Below are 26,206 nucleotides of genomic sequence, written 5' to 3' on the forward strand. Positions count from 1 at the left end.
CACGCCGGAAAGCGGCGCGACCGCCCGGCGAGGCGGGCCTGCCGGGGCCGCCGCGGCCCGCCCGAGGACGGGCGGCCGCAGCTCGGCCGGGGCGCGGCCGGGCGTTACGCGTGCTCGTTGCGGCCGCCGAGGTAGTCGAGCTTGCCGAGTTCGACGCCGCCGTGGCGCAGGATGTCGTACGCGGTCGTCACGTGGAAGAAGAAGTTGGGCAGCACGAAGTTCAGCAGGTACGACTGGCCGGTGAACTCGATCGGGCCGGTGCGCATCTTGAGCACGACCTGGCGCGATTCGCTGCCGTCGATCTGCGCGGGCTCGAAGCTCTTCAGATAGTCGATCGTCTTCTGGATGCGGGCATGCAGTTCGTCGAACGTCTGTTCGACGTCGGGATAGCTCGGGATGTCGACGCCGGCGAGCCGCGCGGCGCAGCCCTTGGCCGTGTCGGTCGCGATGTACACCTGGCGGACGAGCGGCAGCATGTCCGGATAGAGGCGCGCGCCGATGAACACCGACGGGTCGATCTGCTTCTCGGCCGCATGCGCCTGCGCCTTGCCGAGGATGTGCTGCAGGTTGGTGAGGCCGCGGATGAGGACGGGCAGCGAAGCCTGGTACATCGAGATGGACATGGGACGACTCCTGGAGGAAAAGGGACAGCCGGTACGCGGCGCACCGTGTGTCGCGGCGCCGAAACCGCTGCCGTTGCATCTTAGCGCGACGCGATGACCCGTGCGCGTCGTTGGCCATCAGGCCAGGTGTCGGGCCGAACCGCCGGCCGCCATTTCATGTCCCGGGGCAGAGCCCCCGCAATCAGTCCTGCTGCACGCCGTGCGATGCCGACAGCATCCGCTCGACATACCGCGCGATCATGTCGATTTCGAGATTGACCTTGTCGCCGGCCTTCACGTTGCGCAGCGTCGTGACCTCGACCGTATGTGGAATCAGGTTGATCGAGAATTCGCAGCCGTCCGCTCGATCGTCGACCGCGTTGACGGTCAGGCTCACGCCGTTGACCGTGATCGAGCCCTTGTATGCGAGATAGCGGCCGAGCTCGCGCGGCGCGACGATCCGCAGCTCGTGCGATTCGCCGACCGGCGCGAACCGCGTCACGGTGCCGAGGCCGTCGACGTGGCCCGACACGATGTGCCCGCCGAGGCGGTCGTGCGCGCGCAGCGCCTTCTCGAGGTTCACTTCGCCGGGTTGCGCGAGGCCGACCGTGCGGTTCAGGCTTTCGCGCGACACGTCGACGTCGAAGCCGGTTTCGGTCTTTTCGATGACGGTCATGCACGCGCCCTGGATCGCGATGCTGTCGCCGAGCGCGACATCGGCCAGGTCGAGCCCACCGGCGTGCACCGTCAGCCGCACGCCCGCGTCGGGCGACGCGCCGAGCGGGTTGATCGATTCGATGCGGCCGACGGCCGCGACAATTCCGGTAAACATCGTGACGGCTCCGTTCAGTGGGTGGCGGCAGGCGGCGCGACGCGCGCGAGAATCCGCAGATCGTCGCCGATCCGCTCGACGCTGTGGAATGCGAGCCGCGTGCGCGCGTCGAGGCTCGCCGGTGCGGCGAGGTCGAACATGCCGGCCGCGTCGCTGCCGAGCAGGCTCGGTGCGAGATAGACGAGCAGCTCGTCGACGCACTGTTCGCGCAGCAGCGAACCGTTCAGCTTGTGGCCGGCCTCGACGTGCAGTTCGTTGACACCGCGCGCGCCGAGCGCCGCCAGCATCGCGGGCAGGTCGACCTTGCCGTGCGCATTCGCGAGCGGCACGATTTCCGCGCCACGCGACTTCAGCACCTTCGCGCGCACTTCGCCGGCCGCATCGAGCCGGCCGCAGAAGATCAGCAGCGGCGCACCCTCGAGCAGGCGCGCATCGAGCGGCAGGTCGAGGCGGCTGTCGACCAGCACGCGCTGCGGCTGGCGCGGCGTGTCGATGCCGCGCACCGTCAGGAGCGGGTTGTCCTCGCGCACCGTGCCGATCCCGGTGAGGATCGCGCATGCGCGCGCGCGCCAGGCGTGGCCGTCGAGGCGCGCGGCCTCGCCGGTGATCCACTGGCTTTCGCCGGACGGCAGCGCGGTGCGTGCGTCGAGCGACGCGGCCGTCTTCATCCGCACCCACGGCCGGCCGCGCGTCATTCGCGACACGAAGCCGATGTTCAGTTCGCCCGCTTCGTTCGCGAGCAGCCCGCAGCGCACGTCGATGCCGGAGTCGCGCAGCATCCCGAGGCCGCGCCCCGATACCTGCGGGTTCGGGTCTTCCATCGCCGCGACGACCTTCGCGACGCGCGCGTCGATCAGCGCGTTCGCGCACGGCGGCGTGCGGCCGAAGTGGCTGCACGGCTCGAGCGTCACGTACACGGTGGAGCCGGCGACGTCATGGCCGCGCGCACGCGCGTCCTTCAGCGCCTGCACCTCCGCGTGGTCCTGGCCGGCCGGCTGCGTGAAGCCTTCGCCGATGACGTTGCCGTCCTTGACGATCACGCAGCCGACGCGCGGGTTCGGCGCGGTCGTGTACATGCCGCGCGCCGCGAGCGTCAGCGCGCGCTGCATGTGGGCGAAATCGGTATCCGAGAACATGCGTGGTTCCGGTCAGGCGGCGAGGGCCGCGAATGCGCGGCGCGCGGCCGCGAGAGTCGCGTCGATCACCGCGTCGTCGTGCGTGCTCGACACGAAGCCGGCCTCGTACGCGGACGGCGCGAAGTACACGCCTTCGTCGAGCATCAGGTGGAAGAAGCGATTGAAGCGCTCGGTGTCGCTCTTCGTGACTTCCGCGAAGCTGGTCGGCACGCGCTCGGCGAAGTACAGGCCGAACATCGCGCCGATCGAGTCGGCCGCGAACGGCACGCCGGCCGCGCGCGCTTCGGCCGCGAGGCCGTCGGCGAGGCGCTTCGTCTGCGCGGTGAGCGCGTCGTAGAAGCCCGGCGCCTGGATCAGCTGCAGCGTCTTCAGGCCGGCCGCTACCGCGATCGGGTTGCCCGACAGCGTGCCGGCCTGGTACACGCCGCCGAGCGGCGCGAGATGGGCCATGATGTCGCGGCGGCCGCCGAACGCGGCGGCCGGCATCCCGCCGCCGATCACCTTGCCGAGGCAGGTGAGGTCCGCCGTGATCCCATAGTGTTGCTGTGCGCCGCCGAGCGCGACGCGGAAACCGCACATCACCTCGTCGAAGATCAGCACGGCGCCGTGTTTCGTGCACAGCGCGCGCAGCGCGTTCAGGAATTCCGGCGTGCCGCGCACGAGGTTCATGTTGCCCGCGACGGGCTCGACGATCACCGCGGCGATTTCATCGCCGAACGCGCCGAACGCTTCTTCCAGCGCGGCGACGTTGTTGTATTCGAGGACGGTCGTGTGCTTCGCGATGTCGGCGGGCACGCCGGCCGACGTCGGGTTGCCGAACGTGAGCAGGCCCGAGCCGGCCTTGACCAGCAGGCTGTCTGCGTGGCCGTGGTAGCAGCCCTCGAACTTGACGATGCGGCTGCGGCCCGTGAAGCCGCGCGCGAGACGCAGCGCGCTCATCGTGGCCTCGGTGCCGCTCGACACCATCCGCACCTGTTCGATCGACGGCACGAGCTTGCAGATTTCCTCGGCGATCTCGATTTCCGCCTCGGTCGGCGCGCCGAACGAGAAGCCGTCGGCGAGCACTTTCTGCACGGCCGACAGCACTTCCGGGTGGACGTGGCCGACGATCATCGGGCCCCACGAGCCGATGTAGTCGATGTACTGCTTGCCGTCGGCATCCCAGAAGTACGGGCCCTGTGCGCGCGACACGAAGCGCGGCGTGCCGCCGACCGAACGGAAGGCGCGCACCGGCGAGTTGACGCCGCCCGGAATGGTCTTCTGGGCGCGTTCGAAGAGGATCTGATTGTTGGACATGAGCGAAACCTGCGAGAGAAGGGTGCGGGGCCTGTGCACGGGCCGCGGCGCCTGGGCGGAACTATCCGTCCGATTGTACCGGAGACGCGCGGGGCGGGCCCGGCGGGCGGTCTGCGGCCTTTCGGCGCGTTGGGGGGGCAGGCGCGAGGTGGGCGCGCGGGAACGGCGAGGACGGCCGAATCCGGTTCCTATCCGCTTATCGCGGCGACTTGCGCTTGCCGGTCAGCTCGGCCCAGCGTTTCTCCAGCGGGCCTTCGACCATGGGCTTGATCGACGTGCCGGAACTCTGCGCATCCCAGGTCTGCACCGAGTACGGATGCACGCGCAGCGCGTCGCGCGGGATCACGACGTCGTGGTGTGCGTCCACCAGCCAGTCATAGACGAAGTCGATGCACAGCCGGTAGCCGCGCCGGGTCGCCGGATCGGGAACCTCGTAAGGCGAGCGCGTCACGTAGCCGGAGCCGAACACGCCCTTCGGCTCCTTCGCGACACGGTGCAGGAACACGCGGTCGCCCGGCAGGATGCCGCGGGCGAAGCCGCAGCCCCACACGTCGTGCACGGCCTCGCCGGCCTTCACGCGCGCGGCGACGTCGGGCAGCTCGGGCCACGGCCATTTCTTGGGGCTCCAGATCAGCAGGAAAGCGGTCATCGGTTCGGTCGTCGGGTCGATTTGGTCAGACGAGAAAAACGGCGAGCAGCAAGCTTAATCGAATCCGCCCGCGCGCTCGCGCGACACCGGCCGTGGGGGCGCTTGCCGGCCATGCGCGCCACACGCGCCGCCGGCACGCGAAAAAGTTGCGCGTACAATCATGGGCCTGAGCGCCGTCCGCGGCGCGGCCTCCCGTCTTCACCGCCACGCGTGCTCCGATGCGCGCGCGGCCTCCATTCCGGATACTCATGTCCCACGTCGTCCGGCGCCGGCCCGATGCCCGGCTGATCCTGTTGCTTGGCGCGCTCGCCGCCTGCGGGCCGATTGCCACCGACATGTACCTGCCGAGCCTGCCGTCGATCGCCGACGGCTTCTCCGTGAGCCCCGGCGCCGCGCAGCGCACGCTGACGAGCTTCATGGCCGGATTCTCGATCGGCATGCTGCTGTACGGTCCGCTGTCCGATACGTGGGGCCGCCGCCCGGTGCTGCTTGGCGGCATCGCGCTGTTCACGCTCGCGAGCATCGGCTGCTTCGTGTCGGGCTCGATCGACATGCTGATCGTCGTGCGCTTCCTGCAGGCGCTCGGCGCGGGCGCCGCGTCGGTGCTCGCCCGCGCGATCGCGCGCGACGCGCACGAGCCGACCGACGCGGCGAAGGTGCTGTCGATGGTCGCGATCGTCACCGCGGTCGGGCCGCTGCTCGCGCCGCTGATCGGCGGGCAGATCCTGCGCTTCGCCGGCTGGCGCGGCGTGTTCGTCGTGCTGGCCGTGTTCGGCGCACTGTGCGCGGCGACCGCGTACCTGCGCGTGCCCGAAACCTGGCCGAAGGAGCGGCGCAAGAGCGCGGCCGTGCTTGCATCGTTCGCGTCGTACGGGCGCATCCTGTCCGATCCGGTCGCATGGGGGCACATGCTGTGCGGCGGGATGGCGTTCGCGGCGATGTTCTCGTACATCACCGCGACGCCGTTCGTGTACATCGAGTATTTCCACGTGTCGCCGCAGCACTACGGGCTGCTGTTCGGGCTGAACGTCATCGGGATCATGATCGGCAACTTCGCGAACACGCGCCTTGTCGGCCGGATCGGCTCGCTGCGCCTCATTGCCGCCGCGTCGCTGGTGAGCTGCATCGCGTCGCTCGCGGTCGCGCTCGTCGCGCTGACGGGGTGGGGCGGGCTGTGGTCGATCGTCGTGTGTCTGTTCTTCGTTGTCGGCGTGGTCGGGATCCTGTCCGCGAACTGCACGACGGACCTGATGCATCGCTACCCGCACAACGCGGGCGCATCGGCGGCCGTGTTCGGTGCGATGCAGCTCGCGCTCGGCGCGCTCGCGAGCGTCGCGATCGGCGCACTCGCGGACGGCACGCCGTTCGCGATGGGCGTGACGATCGGTGTGTCGGGTCTGCTGTGTTTCGCCGGGCGCTACCTCGTGCTGCGCTGGCATGGGCGGCCGGTGAAAGCGGGGGCGTGAGCCGCGTGGCGGAATAGGTGGGCGAGGGGGGCGGCGGATGCGTGAACGCGCCGGAGCCGCGATTTGCTTCTAATCGTCTCGCTGACAGCCCCGTCGCGGGGAACAGCAATTTCGCGGTGTCGCGGGGCGCGTGTGGTCAACGGTGGCCGTGCGTTTGACTCCTCGCGTCAGGGTCACTTGGAACGGTCTGACGAGCGATTGTCAAGTCGGTAGCTGCGCTGTGGGTTGATCACAAACCGCTTGGCCTGCGCATCGAGTTCCTTGCTGTGGTACAGATCCAGGCATTTCAAAAAATCAAACCTCACGCCTTTGATTTCGGATTCGACAATCGGATCTTGTGGCGATAACTTTGTATCTGTTGCATGGCCCGATTGTGCCGCCAACGTCAGTGCCGAAAATATCACGCGCCGGAGCAGCGGATTTTGTCTCATCGCAGACTCTTGAGGTGTGCACAGATCCAACACATCGCCTGAAAAATAAACCGGTCTATTGGGCAAGGTGCAATCAACGCGGCAGACTTTCCAAGCGCTGATTGTTCCACTCTCCATCCAGAATCGCCTGATAGAGCATGCCTAGAGTCAGTGGCACTTTGTCATATTTTTCTCGATGTTTTCTGGAGAAAACCATCCGCGCCACTTCAATCAAGCTAAAGCCCTCTCCTGAGAAGTAGCGATTGAACTCAAAATCTCCAACTTGCACCGGAAATTTATCGAAGAAGCTCTCCATAAACTCGATCGCATCGTCGCCAGTGATATCCAAATCACCCTCGACGGCATGACCTTTTGTGAGAATTTTTTTGGGACTCACACCGGCCTCCCTTCTCACAAAATCCTCAAACTCGTTCCATGTAAACTGACTCATCAGAACACCTTGTCCTCAGGCTTGACAAGCGGGTTATAGCGCGACACGGAACGAATGCTGATCGTCGTGACATTGTTGGCAGCAATGACCCAGCCAACGACAGGAACCGCGCGCCCAACGAAAACCCCAATGTTTCTTACCAGAATGAACTTCAAGCGTTTAACGCTGGCGTTGGTCAGCGTTGGGAGGATCTTCTTCTTCAAATCGTAGTCCAGATACTTGCGACTCAATATCGACGCAACAGAAGTACCCGGCGTGGTACCGAAGGGTTTTGCGCGTGTTGGCATCCAATTTTGACCGGTCGCAATAGCAACCACTGCTGCTACATCGTCAACACCAAGCTCCCTGCATGTCTCATCGATAAAGACAAGAAAAAACAGCTCCATCGGCGTGAGATCTCGATGTGTACCAAAATCATAGGTATTGTTCATTATAGTATTCCTCTCTCAGGCTATCGACGAGGCTGAAACCTCGAAGACAACGATCTCCTGCCTATCGCCCAGGGTGCTGCTGCCCATGCGGCTGAAAAACGTGGTCTATGCATATCCCTCTCGGACCGGGATGGCGGCATCAGCGGAGTGAAGGAAGTTACCGAGCCTGGGCAACTGCTGACAATTTGACTTGTTCGAAAATGGGAGCGTGTACGAACGTATGACGTCACGTGCCGCCATCGATAGAACGCTCATCGGTGATCGCCGGGCCGCTGTGGCGCGGCGCGGTGCCGCTCATGCAAAAACACCCCGAACGCCGGGCCTGAACCCAGCGTTCGGGGTGTCGTGCATCGACGGTGTTGCGCCGAGCGTCAGTCGCGCGCCACGTCCTTCGCCGCCGGCGATGCGCCGTGGCTCAGCCAGTCGAGCACGTCGGCCGTTTCGTCGTCGCTCGCGCGTGCGCGTGCCTGCGCGACCGCCTCGGGCAACTCGCCGTTGGTCGACGCGCGACGGATCGCGACGCCGACCGCGAGGACGTCGATCATCAGCAGATGCAGGATCCGCGAGATCATCGACAACTGCGACTCGCGCATCTCGATGTGGTCGGTCTCGAGCGCGACGGTCGCGCGCTTCGCGAGCGGCGTGTTGCTCGACGTGATCGCGATCACCTTCGCACCGGCCTGCATCGCCACCTCGAGCACGCGCAGCAGCTCGGGCGCGCGGCCCGACTTCGACACCGCGACGATCACGTCGCCCTTGCCGAGCAGCGCGGCCGACGCGGCCTGCATGTACAGGTCGCCGTACGCGATCGTCGGAATCCCGAAGCGGAAGAACTTGTAGTGCGCGTCCTGCGCGACGATGTTCGAATTGCCGAGCCCGTAGAACTCGATGCGGCGCGCGCCGTTCAGTATCTCGATCGCATTCTCGACGTGCTCGAAGTTCAGGTGTTCGCGCAGCTGCAGGATCGCGGACACCGTGTTGTCGAGCACCTTCGCGCCGAAGTCGGTGGCCGTGTCGCCGAGATGCACCTGGCTGTGGCTCATCGGAATCGTGCCGGTGAGGCCGGTCGCGAGCTTCAGCTTGAAGTCCGACAAGCCCTGGCAGCCAAGCGAGCGGCAGAAGCGAATCACCGTCGGCTGGCTCACGTCCGCCTTGCGCGCGATGTCGACAATCGGGTCGTTGATGATCGAGCGCGGATGGTTCAGCGCGAGATCGGCGACGCGGCGCTCCGCCGGCGTCAGCGCGTCGCGCATCTGGCGAATCCGCTCGAACACCGCCGACGACGCGCCGCCCGAACGGTTCGACAACTGCTCCGCGAGAATCGCCGACACGCCGAGGAACGCCGGATATTCGGCGGTGATCAGGTAGGTGGGGATGTTCTGCAGATAGTGCGTGAAACGGCCCTTCGCCTCGAAGCGCGCGCGGAACGACGAGCGGGTGAACAGTTCGCCGAGCTTCAGTGCGACGCCGCCGCCGATATAGACGCCGCCGAGCGCGCCGAGCGTCAGCGCGACGCTGCCCGCGAACGCGCCGAGAATCCCGCAGAAGCATTCGACGGCCTCGAGCGCGAGCGCTTCGCCCGCATGGGCGCGCTCGACGATCTCGACCGTGTCGACGTTCGCTGCGACGCGCTTCTTGTCGCGCGCGGCGAGCGCACGATAGATGATCTCCATGCCGGGGCCCGCGCACACGCGTTCGAACGACACGTGCGGAAACTTCTTGCGCGCGTACTGCAGCACGAGATCCTCGCGCTCGTCCTGCGGCGCGAACGATGCATGGCCGCCTTCGCTGCCAAGCGCGATCCAGCGATCGTCGGCCGGAATCAGGCCGGACACGCCGAGCCCGGTGCCGGGCCCGAGCAGCCCGATCACGCTGTTCTGGCGGCGCGTGCCGCCGCCGATCTGCACGCGCTGCGCATCCGTGAGGCCGGGCAGCGCCATCGCGAGCGCGGTGAAGTCGTTGACGACGAGCAGCGTGTCGAAGCCGAGCGCGCGGCGCGTCGCCTCGATCGAGAAGCTCCAGTCGTGATTGGTCATCGTGACCTGGTCGCCGTCGACCGGGTTCGCGATCGCGATCGCCGCGTGGTTCACGCGGCTGATCTTCACGTCCTTCAGATACTTGCGGATCGCGTCGGTGATCGTTGGATAGTCGGCGCCGGGATAGACGCGGATCTGCGTGATCTCGCCCGGGCCGGTTTCCAGCGCGAAACGCGCGTTGGTGCCGCCGACGTCCGCGAGCAGGCGCGGGCCGTCGGCATGCTGGACCGCGACGACAGCCTTACTTTGCGCACCAGTAGACATCGAGCTTGGTCCCCTTGTCGTTGGCCAGGTGGGAAATCGCGTTCTTCTGCAGCGTGGCGGCCGCGGCGTCGAGCACGTCGCGTTTGCGGCTGCCCGCGATCAACAGGAAGAGCCGGTCGACGCGTTTCAGCGCATCGAGCGAAAAGCTCACGCGCGCATGCGGCGCGGCGCCGGGATGCACGGCGACGAAGCGCTCGGGCGTCGTGATCGCGTGGTCCCATTCGGGCGCGTCCGCGAAGATCGACGCGGTGTGGCCGTCCTCGCCCATGCCGAGCACGGCGACGGTCGGCACGCGGTAGTCGGCGTTCGCGTTCAGCGCGGCGACGTGCGCGTCGAGCGCAGTGCTGGTGTCGACGAGCGGCAGGAAGCGGGCAGGGGCCGCCGCGTGCTGCAGCAGCGTGTCGCGCACGAGGTGCGCGTTGCTGGCCGCGTCGTCCTCCGGCACCCAGCGGTCGTCGACCAGCGTGACGTCGACGCCGGCCCAGTCGAGCGCCGCGTGCGACAGCGTTTGCAGGAACGGGCGCGGGCTCGTGCCGCCGGACACCGCGAGCGTCGGGCGTGCGGGGCCGCCGAGCGCGGCGCGCAGCGCATCGCCCACGGCGCGCGCGAGCGCCTCGCTTTGAGCTTCCTGGGTGTCGAAAGCGTGAATCTCGATCACATCTCCTCCGGACTGCTTTGTCTGTTCAATTCGTATGAATCGTGGGGCACGTTGCCGCGCGCCAAGCGCGCACGGCAACGGTTTGCATCAATTTTCTTCTTCGAGCCAGCAGGTGCCGTGCTGCGCGAGCATCGCGCTCGCCGCGGCCGGCCCCCACGTGCCTGCCGCGTACGGCTTCGGCGGCTTCAGCGAGCGCGCCCATTCGTTCAGGATCGGCTCGACCCAGCGCCACGCGGCTTCCTGCTCGTCGCGGCGCACGAACAGCGCGAGGCGGCCGTTGATCACGTCGAGCAGCAGGCGCTGGTAGGCCTCCATCTGCCCTTCCTTGAAGAACTGGTCGAACGCGAGGTCGAGGTGCACGCTCGCGAGATTCATCCCTTCGCCGGGCTGCTTCGCGAGGCAGTACAGGCGAATCGTCTCGTTCGGCTGCAGCCGGATCACGAGGCGGTTCGCGCCGGCGCGCAGCGCGGTGGGTCCGAGCGCCGAGTGCGGCACCGGACGGAAATTGACGACGATCTCCGCGACGCGATCGGCGAGCCGCTTGCCGGTGCGCAGGAAGAACGGCACGCCGGCCCAGCGCCAGTTCTCGATCTCGACCTTCAATGCGACGAAGGTTTCGGTCTGGCTGTCGGGCTTCACGCCCGGCTCGGTCGCATAGGCCGGCACCTGCGCGCCCTTGATCACGCCCGCATGATACTGGCCGCGTACCGCGACCTTGCCGATGTCGCGCGGATCGATCGCTTTCAGCGCACGCAGCACGCGAAGTTTCTCGTCGCGCACCGAGTCGGAATCCATCGAGTGCGGCGGCTCCATCGCGACGATCGACAGCAGCTGCAGCAGGTGGTTCTGCACCATGTCGCGCAGCGCGCCCGTATTGTCGTAGAAATCGCCGCGCGCCTCGACGCCGAGCTCCTCGGCGATCGTGATCTGGATGCTCTCGACCCATTCGCGGCGCCACAGCGGCTCGAACAGCGCATTGCCGAAGCGCAGCGCGAGCAGGTTCTGTACCGGCTCTTTCCCGAGGTAGTGGTCGATCCGGTAGATCTGGTCTTCCGCGAAGATCTCGCCGACCGCGTCGTTGATCGCGTTCGACGAGCGCAGGTCGTAGCCGAGCGGCTTCTCGAGCACGATGCGCGCGCCTTCGTTCAGGCCGACCGACGCGAGCGCCTTGCAGATCGGCACGAACAGCGACGGCCCCGTCGCGAGATAGAACACGCGGATGCCGGGCAATTGCGCGACCGCGTCGCGCAGCACGGTGTAGTCCTCCGCGCGGCCGAGGTCGAGCTTCACGTATTCGATGCGCTCGAGGAAGGCTTGCCACGCGCTGTCGTCGAACGCCTTGCCGGCCGCCTTCGCCGCATGCGGCTTCACGTGCGTGTCGACCCACTCGAGATAGCCCGCCCGATCCGATTCGTGCCGCGCGACGGCAACGATCCGGCCGCTTTCCGCGAGCATGTTGCCGCGGTGCGCTTCGAACAGCGCGGGCAGGATCTTGCGCATCGACAGGTCGCCGGTGCCGCCGAAAAGTACGAAGGTAAAGCTGGAATCGGTATGCATGTGTCTCCGCCGGTTGGGGTGCTGGGAAGCGATCCGTAGTGCGATAAAAATATTTTTGACACTGAATTGTAGTTTAACTACAATCCGCCGCAAGGGGTAGCACCTGGGTGAAGAAAAAAAGAAGTGCGGTCGATGAACTGCGCGAGCTTCGCCTTCGGGAACGCCTTGTGCCGAATGTTATCGGACATTGACGGTGCGCATCGTCCGCGCGCCGTCGCCCCGGGCTCGCGCCGCGGCATCGCGGCGGGCCAGAAACACAATGAGGAGACACGCCGTTGAATCTCGATTCACGCTTTCTGTAAGAGCCCGGCCGGTCATCGGCCCCGTACGCTGCATGCGTCCCGCGGCTCGATTTCCCCGTCGTTTATCAAGAAGCCGGTTCCCGGTCAGGGAACTTCACGAGTTGATTCAGTCTGGAGGAGATAAGTAATGAAAGTTCGCTCGATCATGGGCGCGCTCTGCGCCGCGGGTCTGATGGCTGGCGCCGTGGCGGCGCAGGCGGCCGAGAACGTAACGGTGCTGCACTGGTGGACCTCGGGCGGCGAGTCGAAGGCCGTCGGCGTGCTGAAGGACGACCTCCAGAAGCAGGGCTACGTGTGGAAGGACTTCGCGGTCGCGGGCGGCGCGGGCGCGGCGGCCATGACCGCGCTGAAGACCAAGGTGATCAGCGGCGACTCCCCGTCGGCCGCGCAGATCAAGGGCCCGCTGATCCAGGACTGGGCCGACCAGGGCGTGCTCGTCAACATCGATTCCGCTGCCGGCGACTGGAAGCAGAACCTGCCGCCGGAAATCGACAAGATCATCAAGTACAAGGGCCATACCGTCGCCGCGCCGTTCTCGGTGCACCGCGTGAACTGGCTCTATATCAACAAGGCGGCGCTCGACAAGGTCGGCGCGAAGGTGCCGACCACCTGGCCTGAGTTCTTCGCGGTGGCCGACAAGCTGAAGGCCGCGGGCATTCAGCCGGTCGCGATGGGCGGCCAGCCGTGGCAGGACCTGACACTGTGGGAAGACGTCGTGCTGTCGCAGGGGCCGGCGTTCTACAAGAAGGCGCTCGTCGATCTCGACCAGCCCACGCTGAATTCGCCGCAGATGGTGTCGGTGTTCGACACGGTGCGCAAGATCCAGGGCTACTTTGACACCGGCCGCAACGGCCGTGACTGGAACCTCGCGACCGCGATGGTGATCAACGGCAAGGCCGGCATGCAGTTCATGGGCGACTGGGCGAAGGGCGAGTTCGAGAACGCGGGCAAGAAGGCCGGCAAGGACTATATCTGCGCACCGGTGCCCGGCACGGCGAATTCGTACACGTTCAACGTCGACTCGTTCGTGTTCTTCCAGCAGAAGGGCCAGAAGGACGCGACGCCGGGCCAGATCGCGCTCGCGAAGACGATCATGACGCCGGCCTTCCAGGAGCAGTTCAGCTTGCTGAAGGGCTCGGTGCCGGTACGCCTCGGCGTGAAGATGGACAAGTTCGACGACTGCGCGAAGAAGTCGTACGCCGACGAGCAGACCGCGATCAAGTCGGGCGGCTTCGTGCCGTCGCTCGCGCACGGGATGGCGCAGGGCGACGCGACGGCCGGCGCGATCACCGACGTCGTCACGAAGTTCATGAACTCGCAGCAGGATTCGAAGAGCGCGGTCGCCGCGCTCGCGAAAGCCGCGAAGGTGAAGTAAGGCGCAACGGGCGCCCGGCCGGAAACGCATCGTCGGCCGGGCGTTTTTGCATGTGCAGCAAACGGGCTCGCCCGCGGGCCCGCGCCGTACCCGGCGCCGGCCCGGCCTGCGCCGCCCTCGTTCCAGGAGTCGAATCAAGTGGCTGCCCCTCTTAGCGGAAACGGATCCGGCGCTGCCGTCGCGCGGCGCACGTCGCCGATGTCGGCCTTCGCCGATCGCTGGATTCCGAAGCTCGTGCTCGCGCCGAGCCTCGCGATCGCCGTCGTGTTCATCTACGGTTTCATCCTGATTACCGGCTATCTGTCGCTGACCAACTCGCGGCTGTTGCCGAACTACGAATTCGACGGCTTCGGCCGTTACTCGGACCTGTTCCAGAACGACGTGTGGTGGACCTCCGCCGCGAACCTCGGCTGGTTCGGGATTCCGTTCATCGCGATCTGCGTCGCGCTCGGGCTGTTCCTCGCGATCCTGCTCGACCAGCGCATCCGCAACGAAGGCGCGCTGCGCGCGATCTTCCTGTACCCGATGGCGCTGTCGTTCATCGTCACGGGCACCGCGTGGCAGTGGATCCTGAACCCGGGCCTCGGCCTGGAGAAGGTGATGCACGACTGGGGCTGGACGAGCTTCTCGTTCGGCTGGCTCGACGATCCGGACAAGGCGATCTTCTGTATCGTGATCGCCGCCGTGTGGCAGTCGACCGGCTTCGTGATGGCGCTGTTCCTCGCAGGGTTGCGCGGCGTCGACGCCGAGATCTTCAAGGCCGCGCAGGTCGACGGCGCGACGCTGCCGACCATCTACCGCAAGATCGTGATCCCGAGCATGCGCCCGGTGTTCTTCTCGGTGCTGCTGATCCTCTGCCACATCACGATCAAGACCTTCGACCTGGTCGTCGCGCTGACGGCCGGCGGCCCCGGCACGTCGTCGTCGCTGCCGGCCATGTTCATGTACACGTTTTCGTTCAACCGCGGCCAGCTGGGCCTGGGCGCGGCGTCGTCGGTGATGATGCTCGCGACCGTGGTCGCGGTGCTGGTGCCGCTGATGTATATGGAATCGAGGAGCACCCGCAATGCAGCCTAAGATGACGATCAGCCGGGCAGTGATCTATGCGGCGCTGATCCTGTTCGCGCTGTATTTCCTGTTCCCGATCTACGTGATGCTGTCGACGTCGTTCAAGGATCTCGACCAGCTGCGCACCGGCAACCTGCTGACCCCGCCGACGCACTGGACCTTCGATCCGTGGGTGAAGGCGTGGAGTGGCGCGTGTACCGGCGTGCGCTGCGACGGGATGAAGCCGTTCTTCCTGAATTCGCTGCAGATGGTGATTCCGGCCGTGCTGATCTCGTCGCTGATCGGCGCGTTCAACGGCTACGTGCTCACGCACTGGCGCTTTCGCGGCGCGGATGCGCTGTTCACGATGATGCTGGTCGGCTGCTTCATTCCGTTCCAGGTGATCCTGCTGCCGATGGCGCGCCTGCAGGGGATGCTCGGCCTCGCGAACACCATTCCGGGCCTGGTGTTCGTGCACGTCGTGTACGGCATCGCGTTCACGACGATGTTCTTCCGCAACTTCTACGTGAGCGTGCCGGCCGAGCTCGTGAAGGCCGCGCGCATCGACGGCGCGGGTTTCTTCACGATCTTCACGAAGATCCTGTTGCCCGTGTCGCTGCCGATCTTCATGGTGTGCCTGATCTGGCAATTCACGCAGATCTGGAACGACTTCCTGTTCGGGATCGTGTTCTCCGGCGTCGACTCGATGCCGATCACGGTTGCGCTGAACAACCTCGTCAACACGTCGACGGGCGTGAAGGAGTACAACGTCGACATGGCGGGCGCGATCATCGCCGCGTTGCCGACGCTGCTCGTCTACGTGGTCGCCGGCCGCTACTTCGTGCGCGGGCTGACGGCGGGCGCGGTGAAGGGGTAAGCGCGGTTTCATCCGATACGACGAACCGGCCGCGCGCGACGCGCGGCGCATCGAAACGAACCCGACGCGGCGCCGCAGTGCGCCGCGCGAGACGAGACAGAGGATTCACAGCATGGCAAGCCTTTCCATCCGTGACGTGTACAAGACCTACCCGAACGGGGTGCCGGTCCTGAAGGGTGTCGACATCGAGATCGAGGACGGACAGTTCCTGATCCTGGTCGGCGGGTCGGGCTGCGGGAAGTCGACGCTGCTCAACATGATCGCCGGCCTCGAGACCGTGACGAGCGGCGAGATCTGCATCGACGGCAAGGTCGTCAACGACCTGTCGCCGAAGGATCGCGACATCGCGATGGTGTTCCAGTCGTACGCGCTGTATCCGTCGATGACGGTGCGCGAGAACATCTCGTTCGGCCTGAACATCCGCAAGGTGCCCAAGAGCGAGCAGCAGCAGATCGTCGAGCGCGTATCGGCGATGCTGCAGATCCAGCACCTGCTCGACCGCAAGCCGGGCCAGCTGTCGGGCGGCCAGCGCCAGCGCGTCGCGATGGGCCGCGCACTGGCGCGCGATCCGTCGTTGTTCCTGTTCGACGAGCCGCTGTCGAACCTCGACGCGAAGCTGCGCATCGAGATGCGCGCCGAAATCAAGCTGCTGCATCAGCGTCTCGGCACGACGATCGTCTACGTGACGCACGACCAGATCGAGGCCATGACGCTCGGCGACCGGATCGCGGTGATGAAGGACGGTGTGGTCCAGCAGTTCGGCGCGCCGCAGGACATCTACGATTCGCCGTCGAACCTGTTCGTCGCGGGCTTCATCGGCGCGCCGCCGATGAACTTCATCAACGGCAAGCTGGTCGAGCAGGGCAGCGGGATCGCGCTCGAGATCGATACGGGCGTCAAGCGCGGCGCGCTCAACCTGCCGTTCGATGGCCAGTTGAAGTCGCACGTCGGCCGTGAGGTGATCCTCGGCCTGCGTCCGGAGCGCATCACCGACGTGCGCCACGCGCACAACGGCGACGCGTCGCACCTGCAGCCGTTCGACGTGCGCGTCGACGTGACCGAGCCGACCGGCCCGGACACGCACGTGTTCGCGCAGGTCAACGGCAAGCGGATCGTGAGCCGCGTGCATCCGGCCGCGAATCCGCAGCCCGACCAGACGCTGTCGCTGCTGTTCGACGTGTCGAAGGCGGTGCTGTTCGATCCGGCATCGGAAGAGCGGATCGCGTGAGGCGGCGCTTGCGCTGAACGAAAGAGAAGGGGCCGTCTGTGACGGTCCCTTTCGTTTTTGCGTGTGGCGATGTGTGGCGACGCGCGGCGTGGCGGCGTCAGTGCGGCAACCGCACGTCGAACTTGAACGTCGCGAGCCGCGCGACGAGGATGAAGCCGGTCGCGAACAGCACGCTGTACACCGAGTCGAACTGCAGCCACGCGAGCAGCAGATAGAACCAGCAGCCGACGAACGCGCAGGTCGCGTACGGCCGCGAATCGCGCAGGATCAGCGGGATGTCGTTGCACAGCACGTCGCGGATGATGCCGCCGACCACGCCGGTAATCACGCCCATCATCACCGCGATGAAGCGCGGCATCTCGGCATCGAGCGCGATCGCGGTGCCCGAGATGCTGAAGATGCCGAGCCCGATCGCGTCGGCCACCAGCAGCAGCCGCTCGGCCGACAGCCGCGACAGCATCCGCAGCACGATCGGCGCGAACAGCGCGAGCACGAAGATCGCGATCACGTAGTCGTCGTGGATGACCCAGTAGAACGGCCGGCGTTCGAGCAGGATGTCGCGCAGCGTGCCGCCGCCGAACGCGGTGGCGAGCGCGACGACGAACGTGCCGACCGAGTCGAGACGGTTCTTGCGCGCCTCGATGAAGCCCGAGATCGCGAAGGCGAGCGTCGCGATCGCTTCCAGTATCGAGATCGCGAGCGTCAGCCTAGGATGCGGCACGCGGCCCCCGATCGGCGGGGGCCGGCAGCGGCTGCAGCAGCACGAGCACCGCGCCCGCGCCGCCGTCGTGGCTGCGCGCCTCGCAGAACGCGATCACTTCCTCCTTCTGCACGAGCCACGCGCGCACCTTGCCTTTCAGCACGGGTTCCTTGCCGATCGAGCCGAGCCCCTTGCCGTGGATCACGCGCAGGCAGCGCAGCCCCTTCTTGCCGGCTTCGCGGAGGAACTCCGCGAGCGCGTCGCGCGCCTCGTCGCGCCGCATCCCGTGCAGGTCGAGCTGCGCCTGCACGATCCACGCGCCGCTGCGCAGCTTGCGCACGACCTCGCGGCTGATGCCGGGGCGGTGGTAGTACAGCGATTCGTCGCTGTCGAGCAGCGTCTCGGGATCGAATTCGTCGGACAGCGTCGCGTTCAGCACGTCTTCCTCGTCGCGCTGCGTCTGCTTCGGCACCGGGTCGGGCGGCGTGCGGCCGGGCTTCGCGCGCGGCGGCGCGTTCAGCGGCTGGATCGCGCCGATTTCGTTGCGGAACAGGTTCGCGTCGGCTTCCGCCTGGCGCGCGACCTTCGCGGTTTCGACGCGGGCGCGCTCGCGGCGGTCGGCTTCGCCTTGCAGCGACTTGCGCAGCGCGCCGAGGCCGGCCAGGCCCTGGCCGCGCAACGCGGCGGCATCGGGCGCGGGCGGGGGCGCGGCGGGCGCCGGGTTCGCGGGACGGGCGGCGATCTGCCGCTTCGCGGGATCGCTCGGATGGGGCTGGTTCTTCGCCATGATTCGGTAACCGGGCAGGCGCGTTCGGACGCGCGGGCACAAAAAAGCCGCTGCACGGCGGCAGCGGCTTTCCGGTCAAGCCTGCTTCGCGGCAGCGGACGCCATTGTAGCGCCCGGCGGCGAAGGCTTGACGCTTACTTCTTGTCGTGCAGGCCTTCGAGGTAGCGCTGTGCGTCGAGCGCGGCCATGCAGCCCGTGCCGGCGCTGGTGATCGCCTGGCGATACACGTTGTCCTGCACGTCGCCGGCGGCGAACACGCCCGGCACGCTGGTCGACGTCGCGTTGCCGTGCAGGCCGCTCTTCGTCAGGATGTAACCGTCCTTCATCTCGAGCTGGCCCTGGAACAGGTCGGTGTTCGGCTTGTGGCCGATCGCGACGAACACGCCCTGCACGTGGAGGTCCTGCGTCGCGCCGGTCTTCACGTTCTTGATGCGCAGCCCCGTGACGCCCGATTCCTCGCCCGTCACTTCGTCGAGCACGTGATCCCACTTGATGTCGACGACGCCTTCCTTTTCCTTCTCCAGCAGGCGGTCGATCAGGATCGGCTCGGCGCGGAACTTGTCGCGGCGGTGAATCACCGTGACCTTCTTCGCGATGCCCGTCAGGTAGAGCGCTTCCTCGACGGCCGTGTTGCCGCCGCCGATCACCGCGACTTCCTGGTTGCGATAGAAGAAGCCGTCGCAGGTCGCGCAGGCCGACACACCCTTGCCCATGAAGGCTTCTTCGGACGGCAGGCCGAGATACTGCGCGGACGCGCCGGTCGCGATGATCAGCGAGTCGCACGTGTATTCGCCCGAATCGCCGATCAGCCGGATCGGCTGTTCGTGCAGTTTCGCGGTGTGGATGTGGTCGAATACGATTTCGGTGTTGAAGCGCTCGGCGTGCTCCTGGAAGCGCGCCATCAGTTCCGGGCCCTGCACGCCCTTTGCGTCCGCCGGCCAGTTTTCGACATCGGTCGTCGTCATCAGCTGGCCGCCCTGCGCAATGCCGGTGACGAGCACCGGGGACAGGTTGGCGCGTGCCGCGTAGACGGCAGCCGTGTAGCCGGCGGGGCCGGAACCGAGAATCAGGACTTTGGCGTGTTTGGGCGTGGACATATGCGAATCCGTAAAAGGCGGCCGCGGCGGGCGGGATAAGGCTCGCCGGACGGTCTGGGTTGACCGGGATGCCGTCATAGATGGGTATCAGACGCGCATTATAAAGGCCCCGTTGCTGCACTGCCGAACGAGAGTTTCAATCGTGGCGATAGCGTTTGCCGGGAGGCGGCGCGCGGCGCGGCTTCACGCACCCGGCCCTCTTATGTAACCGTCATTTACACTTGGCGGCCCGGTGCAGCGTTTACAATGAGCGCGATCGAACGACAGGCGGGCCCGTGGCCCGTCCTCTTTATACGGATTCATGGCAAAAGCTCCTTATTCCGCCCAGGCACAGGCGTTGCCGCACCGGATGTCGAAGCTCCTCACGGAGATCCGCTGGATTCTCCAGGTCGCGCTCTGCGCTTTTCTAGTGATGGCCCTGTTGAGCTACAGCCGGCGCGATCCGAGCTGGACGCACGCGGCCCAGGTGGACCACATCTCGAACTGGGCCGGTCGCGTGGGCGCGTGGACGGCCGACATCATCCTGCTGCTGTTCGGCCTGTCGGCCTACTGGCTGATCGTGCCGCTCGGACGGCGCATCGCGGTCAACTACCGGCGCATCACGCGTCACGAGGCGGTCGTCGACGAACCCGAGCGGCCGATCGGCTGGCTCACCGAGATCTTCGCGTTCGTGCTCGTCGTGCTCGCGTGCGACGGCATCGAGGCGCTGCGGATGTGGTCGCTGAAGGTGCAGTTGCCGCGCGCGCCGGGTGGCGTGATCGGCGAGGCCGTGGCGGGCGCGATGTCGCACGCGTTCGGCTTCACCGGCGGCACGCTGCTGCTCCTGATCGCGCTCGCGATCGGCCTGTCGCTGTATTTCCGCTTTTCGTGGCTGTCGGTCGCCGAGCGCGTCGGCGGTGCGATCCTGTCTGCCGTGAACGTCGCGAAGCTGCGCCGCGAGGCCGAGCGCGACCGCAAGCTCGGCGAGGCCGCGGCCGTGCGCCGCGAAGGCAAGGTCGAGGAGGAGCGCGTGCGCATCGAGGATCACGAGCCCGTGACGATCGTGCCGCCGGTCGTCACGCCGGCGAAGTCCGAGCGGGTCGAGCGCGAGCGCCAGGTGCCGCTCTTCACCGACCTGCCGGGCGATTCGACGCTGCCGCCGGTGTCGCTGCTCGATCCGGCGCCGAAGACGCAGGAAGCGATTTCCGCCGATACGCTCGAATTCACGTCGCGGCTGATCGAGAAGAAGCTGAAGGATTTCGGCGTCGAGGCGAGCGTCGTCGCCGCGTATCCGGGCCCGGTCGTCACGCGCTACGAGATCGAGCCGGCCACCGGCGTGAAGGGCAGCCAGATCGTCAACCTCGCGAAGGATCTCGCGCGTTCGCTGTCGCTCGTGTCGATCCGCGTGGTCGAGACGATCCCCGGCAAGAACTACATGGCGCTCGAGCTGCCGAACCAGCGCCGCCAGACGGTGCACCTGTCCGAGATCATCGGTTCTGAGGTCTATGCGGCCGCATCGTCGGCGCTGACCCTGAGCCTCGGCAAGGACATCGGCGGCAAGCCGGTGTGCGCGGATCTCGCGAAGATGCCGCACCTGCTGGTCGCCGGCACGACCGGTTCGGGCAAGTCGGTCGGCATCAACGCAATGATCCTGTCGCTGCTGTACAAGGCGACCGCCGAGCAGGTGCGCCTGATCCTGATCGATCCGAAGATGCTCGAAATGAGCGTCTACGAAGGCATTCCGCACCTGCTGTGCCCGGTCGTCACCGACATGCGCCAGGCCGGCCATGCGCTGAACTGGACGGTCGCGGAGATGGAGCGCCGCTACAAGCTGATGAGCAAGCTCGGCGTGCGCAACCTCGCCGGCTACAACAACAAGATCGACGATGCGGCGAAGCGCGAGGAAAAGATTCCGAATCCGTTCAGCCTGACGCCGGACGATCCCGAGCCGCTCGGCCGCCTGCCGAACATCGTCGTCGTGATCGACGAGCTCGCCGACCTGATGATGGTCGTCGGCAAGAAGGTCGAGGAGCTGATCGCGCGGATCGCGCAGAAGGCGCGCGCGGCCGGCATTCACCTGATCCTCGCGACGCAGCGTCCGTCCGTCGACGTGATCACCGGCCTGATCAAGGCGAACGTGCCGACGCGGATCGCGTTCCAGGTGTCGTCGAAGATCGACTCGCGCACGATTCTCGACCAGATGGGCGCCGAATCGCTGCTCGGGATGGGCGACATGCTGTACCTGCCGCCGGGCAGCGGGCTGCCCGTGCGCGTGCACGGTGCGTTCGTCGCCGACGACGAAGTGCATCGCGTCGTCGAGAAGCTCAAGGAGCACGGCGAGCCGAACTACGTCGAAGGGCTGCTCGAAGGCGGCACCGCCGACGGCGACGAGGGTTCGGCCGGCGCGGGAACCGGTGAAGGCGGCAGCGAGTCTGATCCGCTGTACGACCAGGCGGTCGAGATCGTCATCAAGAACCGCCGCGCGTCGATTTCGCTCGTGCAGCGCCATCTGCGGATCGGCTATAACCGCGCGGCGCGGCTGCTCGAGCAGATGGAACAGTCGGGGCTCGTGTCGGCGATGTCGTCGAGCGGCAACCGCGAAATTCTTGTGCCGGCGCGCGACGCGGAATGAGTCCGCGGCGCCCGCGGCGCCGGCCACCCACGGAGAAAACCGCAATATGCAGCAACATTCGTTCGCATTGTCCCTTCGTTCGACGCGGCGCTGGCTCGGCGCGGCGCTCGCCGGCGCATCGCTGATGCTCGCGGCGACCAACGCGTTCGCGAGCGGCACCGAGCAGCTGAAGGCCTTCGTGTCGCAGGTGCGTTCGGCGAAGGGCGAATTCACGCAGCAGATCGTCAAGGCGCCGAGCAAGGGCGCGAGCGCCGCGCAGGCCGCGCCGAAGCCGAACGACAATTCGAGCGGCACGTTCGTGTTCTCGCGTCCGGGCAAGTTCATCTGGACGTACCAGAAGCCGTACCAGCAGGTGCTGCAGGCCGACGGCGACAAGCTCTACGTGTACGACCGCGACCTGAACCAGGTCACCGAGCGCAAGCTGAACGGCGCGCTGGGCGCGAGCCCGGCCGCGATCCTGTTCGGCAGCAACGATCTCGACAAGAACTACACGCTGCGCGATGCGGGCGAGAAGGGCGGGATCGACTGGCTCGAGATGCTGCCGAAGGCGCAGGACACGCAGTTCCAGCGGATCGGCATCGGGTTCCGCAACGGCACGCTCGCCGCGATGGAGCTGCACGACGTGTTCGGCAACGTCACGCTGCTCACGTTCACGAACATCCAGACGAATCCGCCGCTGAAGGGCGATACGTTCAAGTTCGTCGTGCCGAAGGGCGCGGACGTGATCAACGGCTGACGGCATCGCACCGTTGTCCCGACACGGGCCTGCCGGCGACGGCAGGCCCGTGTTGTTTGGGGGCGCGGGCACCAGGCGCGGGCACCAGGCGCGGGCACCGGGCGCGGGCACCAGCGCGGGCACCAGGCGTGAGCATTAGGCGCGAGCACCGGCCCCGGCGGCGCAGTCGCACGGCTGTCATAATATTGGGTCCGGCGGCCCGTTCGGCCGCCATTGTCTGATCTGGAGCGAGGGTTCATGTCCGACCTGTTTCAAGTCGAGCCGCGCCGGCCGCTCGCCGAGGCGCTGCGGCCCAAGACGCTCGCCGAGGTGATCGGCCAGACGCATCTGCTGGGCGAAGGCAAGCCGTTGCGGCTCGCGTTCGAATCCGGCAAGCCGCATTCGATGATCCTGTGGGGGCCGCCCGGCGTCGGCAAGACGACGCTCGCGCGTCTCACCGCGCTCGCGTTCGACTGCGAATTCATCGCGCTGTCCGCGGTGCTCGGCGGCGTGAAGGACATTCGCGAGTCGATGGAGCAGGCGAAGGACACGCTGAACCGCACCGGCCGCCACACGATCCTGTTCGTCGACGAAATCCACCGCTTCAACAAGGGGCAGCAGGATGCGTTGCTGCCGTTCGTCGAGTCGGGGCTCGTGACCTTCATCGGCGCGACGACCGAGAATCCGAGCTTCGAAGTCAACTCGGCGCTGCTGTCGCGCGCGCAGGTGTACGTGCTGCAGTCGCTGAACGACGACGAGATGCGTCAGCTGCTCAAGCGTGCGCAGGAAATCGCGCTCGACGGCCTCGCGTTCGACGACAAGGCGGTCGATACGCTCATCGGTTACGCGGACGGCGACGCGCGCCGCTTCCTCAACCTGCTCGAGCAGGCGCAGACGGCTGCTGCTTCCTCCCGAATCACGACCATCGATGCCGATTTCGTCAGCAGCGCGATGACGCTGAACGCGCGGCGCTTCGACAAGGGCGGCGACAATTTCTACGACCAGATCTCGGCGCTGCACAAGTCGGTGCGCGGTTCGAGCCCGGACGGCGCGCTGTACTGGTTCTGTCGGATGATCGACGGCGGCGCGGATCCGAAATATCTCGCGCGACGCATCGTGCGCATGGCGTGGGAAGACATCGGCCTGGCCGACCCGCGCGCGCTGCAGGTGGCGAACGACGCGGCCGAGACCTACGAGCGGCTCGGCTCCCCCGAAGGCGAGCTGGCGCTCGGGCAGGCGGTGATCTATCTCGCATGCGCGGCGAAGAGCAACGCGGGCTACAACGCGTTCAACCAGGCGATGGCGTTCGTCAAGCAGGACAAGTCGCGCGAGGTGCCCGTGCATCTGCGCAATGCGCCGACCAAGCTGATGAAGGAACTCGGCTACGGTCATGCGTATCGCTACGCGCACGACGAGCCGAACGCCTATGCGGCCGGCGAGACCTACCTGCCGGAAGGCATGCGCGAGCCGCGCTGGTACAAGCCGGTGCCGCGCGGGCTCGAAGCGAAGATCGCCGACAAGCTCGCGTGGCTGCGCGAGCTCGACCGCGAGGCCGGCAAGAAGGACTGACCGGCCGCACGCGGTGGCGGGCGCTGCGTCGGGTGCGTCAGCGCTTGCGGCCCGGCTGCTTCTTCCAGTACTCGAACGGCTCCGCATGGCATTCGATGTCGAGTTCGGCGACGCGTGCGTGCAGGCGCTCCTGCGCATCGGCGATCGCGAGGTTGTAGATTGCCGGCGCGATTTCCTCGACGAAGAAGTGCAGCAGCGCGCCCGCCTGGATGTTGCCGATCGGCTCGTCCATGTTTTCTGTGAAATAGCGTTGCAGCGACGCGATCGCGCGGTCGCGGACATCCTTGTCCAGCTCGATGGCCATCGGGTTCCCTCGGGTGATGGTGATGCGAAGGGCGGGTGCGTGACCCGCCGCGTTGCGCCCGGCCGGCGCGGCTGTCGCGCGCTGCGCGGCAGCGCTGCACGACGTGCTTCGCCGGCTGCCGGCGCGCGGGCCGACAATGCGATACTGCCACGTCCGTCGCGCGTTTGCGGCACTGTCCGTCCGGCCAATGCCGTGGCGAGCGCGCGGTGCGTTAGAATTCCCGTCTTACACAACGATTTCCCAAGTCCTCCCATGCTCGACATCCAGTTGCTGCGCAAAGACCTCGACGGCGTCGCGAAGCGCCTCGCCGATCGCGGCTACACCCTCGACATCGCCGCGTTTTCCGCCCTCGAAGCGGAACGCCGCGCGATCCAGACCCGTACCGAAGAGCTCCAGGCGCGTCGCAACAGCCTGTCGAAGCAGATCGGCGCGATGAAGGGGAAGGGCGAGGACACGTCGGCCGTGATGGCCGAAGTCGGCGGCATCGGCGACGAGATGAAGGCGTCGGAGGCCAAGCTCGGCGAGATCCAGACGCGCCTGTCCGACCTGATGCTGGGCATGCCGAACATCGCGCACGAAAGCGTGCCGGTCGGCAAAGACGAAGCCGACAACGTCGAGGTGCGCCGCTGGGGCACGCCGCGCGAGTTCGACTTCGCGGTGAAGGATCACGTCGACGTCGGCACGCCGCTCGGTCTCGATTTCGAAACCGGCGCGAAGCTCGCCGGCGCACGCTTCACGATGCTGCGCGGCTCGATTGCACGCCTGCACCGCGCGCTCGCGCAGTTCATGATCGACACGCACACGCTGCAGCACGGCTACAGCGAGACGTACACGCCGTACATCGTCAATCCCGAGATCCTGTACGGCACGGGCCAGCTGCCGAAGTTCGCGGACGACATGTTCCGCGTCGAGAAGGGCGGCGGCGAGAACACGATCACGCAATACCTGATCTCGACGTCGGAGATTTCGCTGACGAACACCGTGCGCGACTCGATCGTCGAAGGCTCCGCGCTGCCGATCAAGCTGACCGCGCATTCGCCGTGCTTCCGCTCGGAAGCCGGCTCTTACGGCCGCGACACGCGCGGGATGATCCGCCAGCACCAGTTCGACAAGGTCGAGATGGTGCAGGTCGTCGCGCCCGACGCATCGTACGCTGCGCTCGACGAGATGGTCGGCCACGCGGAAGCGATCCTGCAGAAGCTCGGCCTGCCGTACCGCGTGATCACGCTGTGCACGGGCGACATGGGTTTCTCGGCCGCGAAGACGTTCGACCTCGAAGTGTGGCTGCCCGCGCAGAACACCTATCGCGAGATCTCGAGCTGCTCGAACACCGAGGCGTTCCAGGCGCGCCGGATGCAGGCGCGTTTCCGCAATGCGCAGGGCAAGCCGGAACTCGTGCATACGCTGAACGGCTCGGGCCTCGCGGTCGGCCGCACACTCGTCGCGGTGCTCGAGAACTACCAGAACGCGGATGGCTCGGTCACGGTGCCGGAAGCACTGCGTCCGTACATGGGCGGCATGGAGCGTATCGACGCGCCTGCTCAGGTGTCGTAACGCGGCCTTCAAACCCTTCGCAAAAAATTTGCAGAAAGGGCTTGTCAGCGAGGAAACGATCGTCTTATAATCTTTTTCTCGCGGAAACGACCAGCCGTGAGATGTGGCAAGGAAGGAGAGGTGGCAGAGTGGTCGAATGTACCTGACTCGAAATCAGGCGTACGGTTTCCCCGTACCGTGGGTTCGAATCCCACCCTCTCCGCCAAAATACGAAGCCCCGTGATCCGAAAGGATCACGGGGTTTTTCGTTTT

At 66.5% G+C, this 26,206-nt stretch carries 24 protein-coding genes and 1 tRNA gene; 10 read left to right on the plus strand and 15 right to left on the minus strand.

Annotated features, from left to right (window positions below; genetic code table 11):
• Nucleotides 1-104: 104 nt before the first annotated feature.
• The 5 genes from FFI87_RS04450 to FFI87_RS04470 form a co-directional block, all read right to left on the minus strand.
• Nucleotides 105-623, minus strand: coding sequence for a DUF1993 family protein (locus tag FFI87_RS04450; RefSeq protein WP_012363273.1), 519 nt, complete (start codon nucleotides 621-623; stop codon nucleotides 105-107).
• Between the two features lie 181 nt (nucleotides 624-804).
• Complete coding sequence (locus tag FFI87_RS04455) at nucleotides 805-1,434, minus strand: riboflavin synthase (RefSeq protein ID WP_012363274.1); 630 nt, start codon at nucleotides 1,432-1,434, stop codon at nucleotides 805-807.
• 14 nt (nucleotides 1,435-1,448) lie between these two features.
• Nucleotides 1,449-2,570, minus strand: a complete 1,122-nt coding sequence (ribD, locus tag FFI87_RS04460; RefSeq protein WP_012363275.1) for a bifunctional diaminohydroxyphosphoribosylaminopyrimidine deaminase/5-amino-6-(5-phosphoribosylamino)uracil reductase RibD — start codon at nucleotides 2,568-2,570, stop codon at nucleotides 1,449-1,451.
• 12 nt (nucleotides 2,571-2,582) lie between these two features.
• Complete coding sequence (gene hemL, locus FFI87_RS04465; protein ID WP_012363276.1) at nucleotides 2,583-3,866, minus strand: glutamate-1-semialdehyde 2,1-aminomutase; 1,284 nt, start codon at nucleotides 3,864-3,866, stop codon at nucleotides 2,583-2,585.
• A 196-nt stretch (nucleotides 3,867-4,062) separates the two neighbouring features.
• The gene (locus FFI87_RS04470) at nucleotides 4,063-4,515 is read right to left on the minus strand and encodes a hypothetical protein (protein WP_006755084.1); all 453 of its coding nucleotides are present in this window, start codon (nucleotides 4,513-4,515) and stop codon (nucleotides 4,063-4,065) included.
• Between the two features lie 248 nt (nucleotides 4,516-4,763).
• Here FFI87_RS04470 and FFI87_RS04480 point away from each other — a divergent pair, with 248 nt between their 5' ends.
• Nucleotides 4,764-5,981, plus strand: coding sequence for a Bcr/CflA family multidrug efflux MFS transporter (locus FFI87_RS04480; RefSeq protein ID WP_138848134.1), 1,218 nt, complete (start codon nucleotides 4,764-4,766; stop codon nucleotides 5,979-5,981).
• Nucleotides 5,982-6,154: 173 nt separating this feature from the next.
• On the opposite strand, the gene FFI87_RS04485 is transcribed toward FFI87_RS04480, so the two are convergent.
• From FFI87_RS04485 to zwf, 6 genes are all read right to left on the minus strand, one after another.
• Complete coding sequence (locus tag FFI87_RS04485; protein WP_105787372.1) at nucleotides 6,155-6,412, minus strand: T6SS amidase immunity protein Tai4 family protein; 258 nt, start codon at nucleotides 6,410-6,412, stop codon at nucleotides 6,155-6,157.
• Between the two features lie 73 nt (nucleotides 6,413-6,485).
• Complete coding sequence (locus tag FFI87_RS04490; protein ID WP_138848133.1) at nucleotides 6,486-6,842, minus strand: DUF1493 family protein; 357 nt, start codon at nucleotides 6,840-6,842, stop codon at nucleotides 6,486-6,488.
• Entirely contained in the window at nucleotides 6,842-7,273 is a 432-nt protein-coding gene (locus FFI87_RS04495; RefSeq protein ID WP_138848132.1) for an STM2901 family protein, read from the minus strand. Before FFI87_RS04495 ends, FFI87_RS04490 begins: the two co-directional genes overlap by 1 nt.
• Nucleotides 7,274-7,644: 371 nt before the next feature.
• On the minus strand, nucleotides 7,645-9,573 hold the full coding sequence (locus FFI87_RS04500) for a bifunctional transcriptional regulator/glucokinase (RefSeq protein ID WP_105831589.1): 1,929 nt from the start codon (nucleotides 9,571-9,573) through the stop codon (nucleotides 7,645-7,647).
• On the minus strand, nucleotides 9,551-10,231 hold the full coding sequence (gene pgl, locus FFI87_RS04505) for a 6-phosphogluconolactonase (RefSeq protein ID WP_012363281.1): 681 nt from the start codon (nucleotides 10,229-10,231) through the stop codon (nucleotides 9,551-9,553). Before pgl ends, FFI87_RS04500 begins: the two co-directional genes overlap by 23 nt.
• Nucleotides 10,232-10,318: 87 nt before the next feature.
• A complete protein-coding gene (gene zwf, locus FFI87_RS04510) occupies nucleotides 10,319-11,788 on the minus strand; it encodes a glucose-6-phosphate dehydrogenase (RefSeq protein ID WP_012363282.1) in 1,470 nt (489 codons plus the stop codon).
• A 429-nt stretch (nucleotides 11,789-12,217) separates the two neighbouring features.
• On the opposite strand from zwf, the gene FFI87_RS04515 reads away from it, so the two are divergent.
• The 4 genes from FFI87_RS04515 to FFI87_RS04530 all read left to right on the plus strand — a co-directional run bounded on the left by FFI87_RS04515 (nucleotide 12,218) and on the right by FFI87_RS04530 (nucleotide 16,617).
• On the plus strand, nucleotides 12,218-13,465 hold the full coding sequence (locus FFI87_RS04515) for an ABC transporter substrate-binding protein (protein WP_138848131.1): 1,248 nt from the start codon (nucleotides 12,218-12,220) through the stop codon (nucleotides 13,463-13,465).
• A gap of 138 nt (nucleotides 13,466-13,603) precedes the next feature.
• A complete protein-coding gene (locus tag FFI87_RS04520; RefSeq protein WP_011656200.1) occupies nucleotides 13,604-14,542 on the plus strand; it encodes a carbohydrate ABC transporter permease in 939 nt (312 codons plus the stop codon).
• A complete protein-coding gene (locus tag FFI87_RS04525) occupies nucleotides 14,532-15,389 on the plus strand; it encodes a carbohydrate ABC transporter permease (RefSeq protein ID WP_006750821.1) in 858 nt (285 codons plus the stop codon). The genes FFI87_RS04520 and FFI87_RS04525 overlap by 11 nt, the downstream gene beginning before the upstream one ends.
• 112 nt (nucleotides 15,390-15,501) lie before the next feature.
• Complete coding sequence (locus FFI87_RS04530; RefSeq protein WP_006750822.1) at nucleotides 15,502-16,617, plus strand: ABC transporter ATP-binding protein; 1,116 nt, start codon at nucleotides 15,502-15,504, stop codon at nucleotides 16,615-16,617.
• A 97-nt stretch (nucleotides 16,618-16,714) separates the two neighbouring features.
• Here FFI87_RS04530 and FFI87_RS04535 read toward each other — a convergent pair whose 3' ends face one another.
• The 3 genes from FFI87_RS04535 to trxB all read right to left on the minus strand — a co-directional run bounded on the left by FFI87_RS04535 (nucleotide 16,715) and on the right by trxB (nucleotide 19,201).
• On the minus strand, nucleotides 16,715-17,338 hold the full coding sequence (locus FFI87_RS04535; RefSeq protein WP_006750823.1) for a trimeric intracellular cation channel family protein: 624 nt from the start codon (nucleotides 17,336-17,338) through the stop codon (nucleotides 16,715-16,717).
• Nucleotides 17,325-18,104 (minus strand): Smr/MutS family protein, encoded by a 780-nt coding sequence (locus tag FFI87_RS04540; protein ID WP_012363285.1) that lies wholly within the window; start codon nucleotides 18,102-18,104, stop codon nucleotides 17,325-17,327. The genes FFI87_RS04535 and FFI87_RS04540 overlap by 14 nt, the downstream gene beginning before the upstream one ends.
• 134 nt (nucleotides 18,105-18,238) lie before the next feature.
• Complete coding sequence (gene trxB / locus FFI87_RS04545) at nucleotides 18,239-19,201, minus strand: thioredoxin-disulfide reductase (protein ID WP_012363286.1); 963 nt, start codon at nucleotides 19,199-19,201, stop codon at nucleotides 18,239-18,241.
• A gap of 301 nt (nucleotides 19,202-19,502) precedes the next feature.
• On the opposite strand from trxB, the gene FFI87_RS04550 reads away from it, so the two are divergent.
• From FFI87_RS04550 to FFI87_RS04560, 3 genes are all read left to right on the plus strand, one after another.
• Entirely contained in the window at nucleotides 19,503-21,812 is a 2,310-nt protein-coding gene (locus FFI87_RS04550) for a DNA translocase FtsK (RefSeq protein ID WP_126227313.1), read from the plus strand.
• A 46-nt stretch (nucleotides 21,813-21,858) separates the two neighbouring features.
• Entirely contained in the window at nucleotides 21,859-22,548 is a 690-nt protein-coding gene (lolA, locus tag FFI87_RS04555) for an outer membrane lipoprotein chaperone LolA (protein WP_138848130.1), read from the plus strand.
• Nucleotides 22,549-22,785: 237 nt separating this feature from the next.
• Entirely contained in the window at nucleotides 22,786-24,096 is a 1,311-nt protein-coding gene (locus FFI87_RS04560) for a replication-associated recombination protein A (protein WP_012363288.1), read from the plus strand.
• A gap of 37 nt (nucleotides 24,097-24,133) precedes the next feature.
• Here FFI87_RS04560 and FFI87_RS04565 read toward each other — a convergent pair whose 3' ends face one another.
• A complete protein-coding gene (locus FFI87_RS04565) occupies nucleotides 24,134-24,400 on the minus strand; it encodes a DUF2164 domain-containing protein (protein ID WP_006750829.1) in 267 nt (88 codons plus the stop codon).
• 252 nt (nucleotides 24,401-24,652) lie between these two features.
• On the opposite strand from FFI87_RS04565, the gene serS reads away from it, so the two are divergent.
• Both serS and FFI87_RS04575 read left to right on the plus strand, forming a co-directional pair.
• Nucleotides 24,653-25,954 carry a serine--tRNA ligase gene (gene serS, locus FFI87_RS04570; protein ID WP_138848129.1) on the plus strand — a complete coding sequence of 434 codons (1,302 nt, stop codon included), beginning with the start codon at nucleotides 24,653-24,655 and terminating at the stop codon, nucleotides 25,952-25,954.
• A gap of 114 nt (nucleotides 25,955-26,068) precedes the next feature.
• Nucleotides 26,069-26,159 (plus strand) — tRNA-Ser (locus FFI87_RS04575).
• Nucleotides 26,160-26,206 lie beyond the last annotated feature (47 nt).

The sequence above is a fragment of the Burkholderia sp. KBS0801 genome, from assembly GCF_005937855.2.
Lineage (GTDB): Bacteria > Pseudomonadota > Gammaproteobacteria > Burkholderiales > Burkholderiaceae > Burkholderia > Burkholderia ambifaria.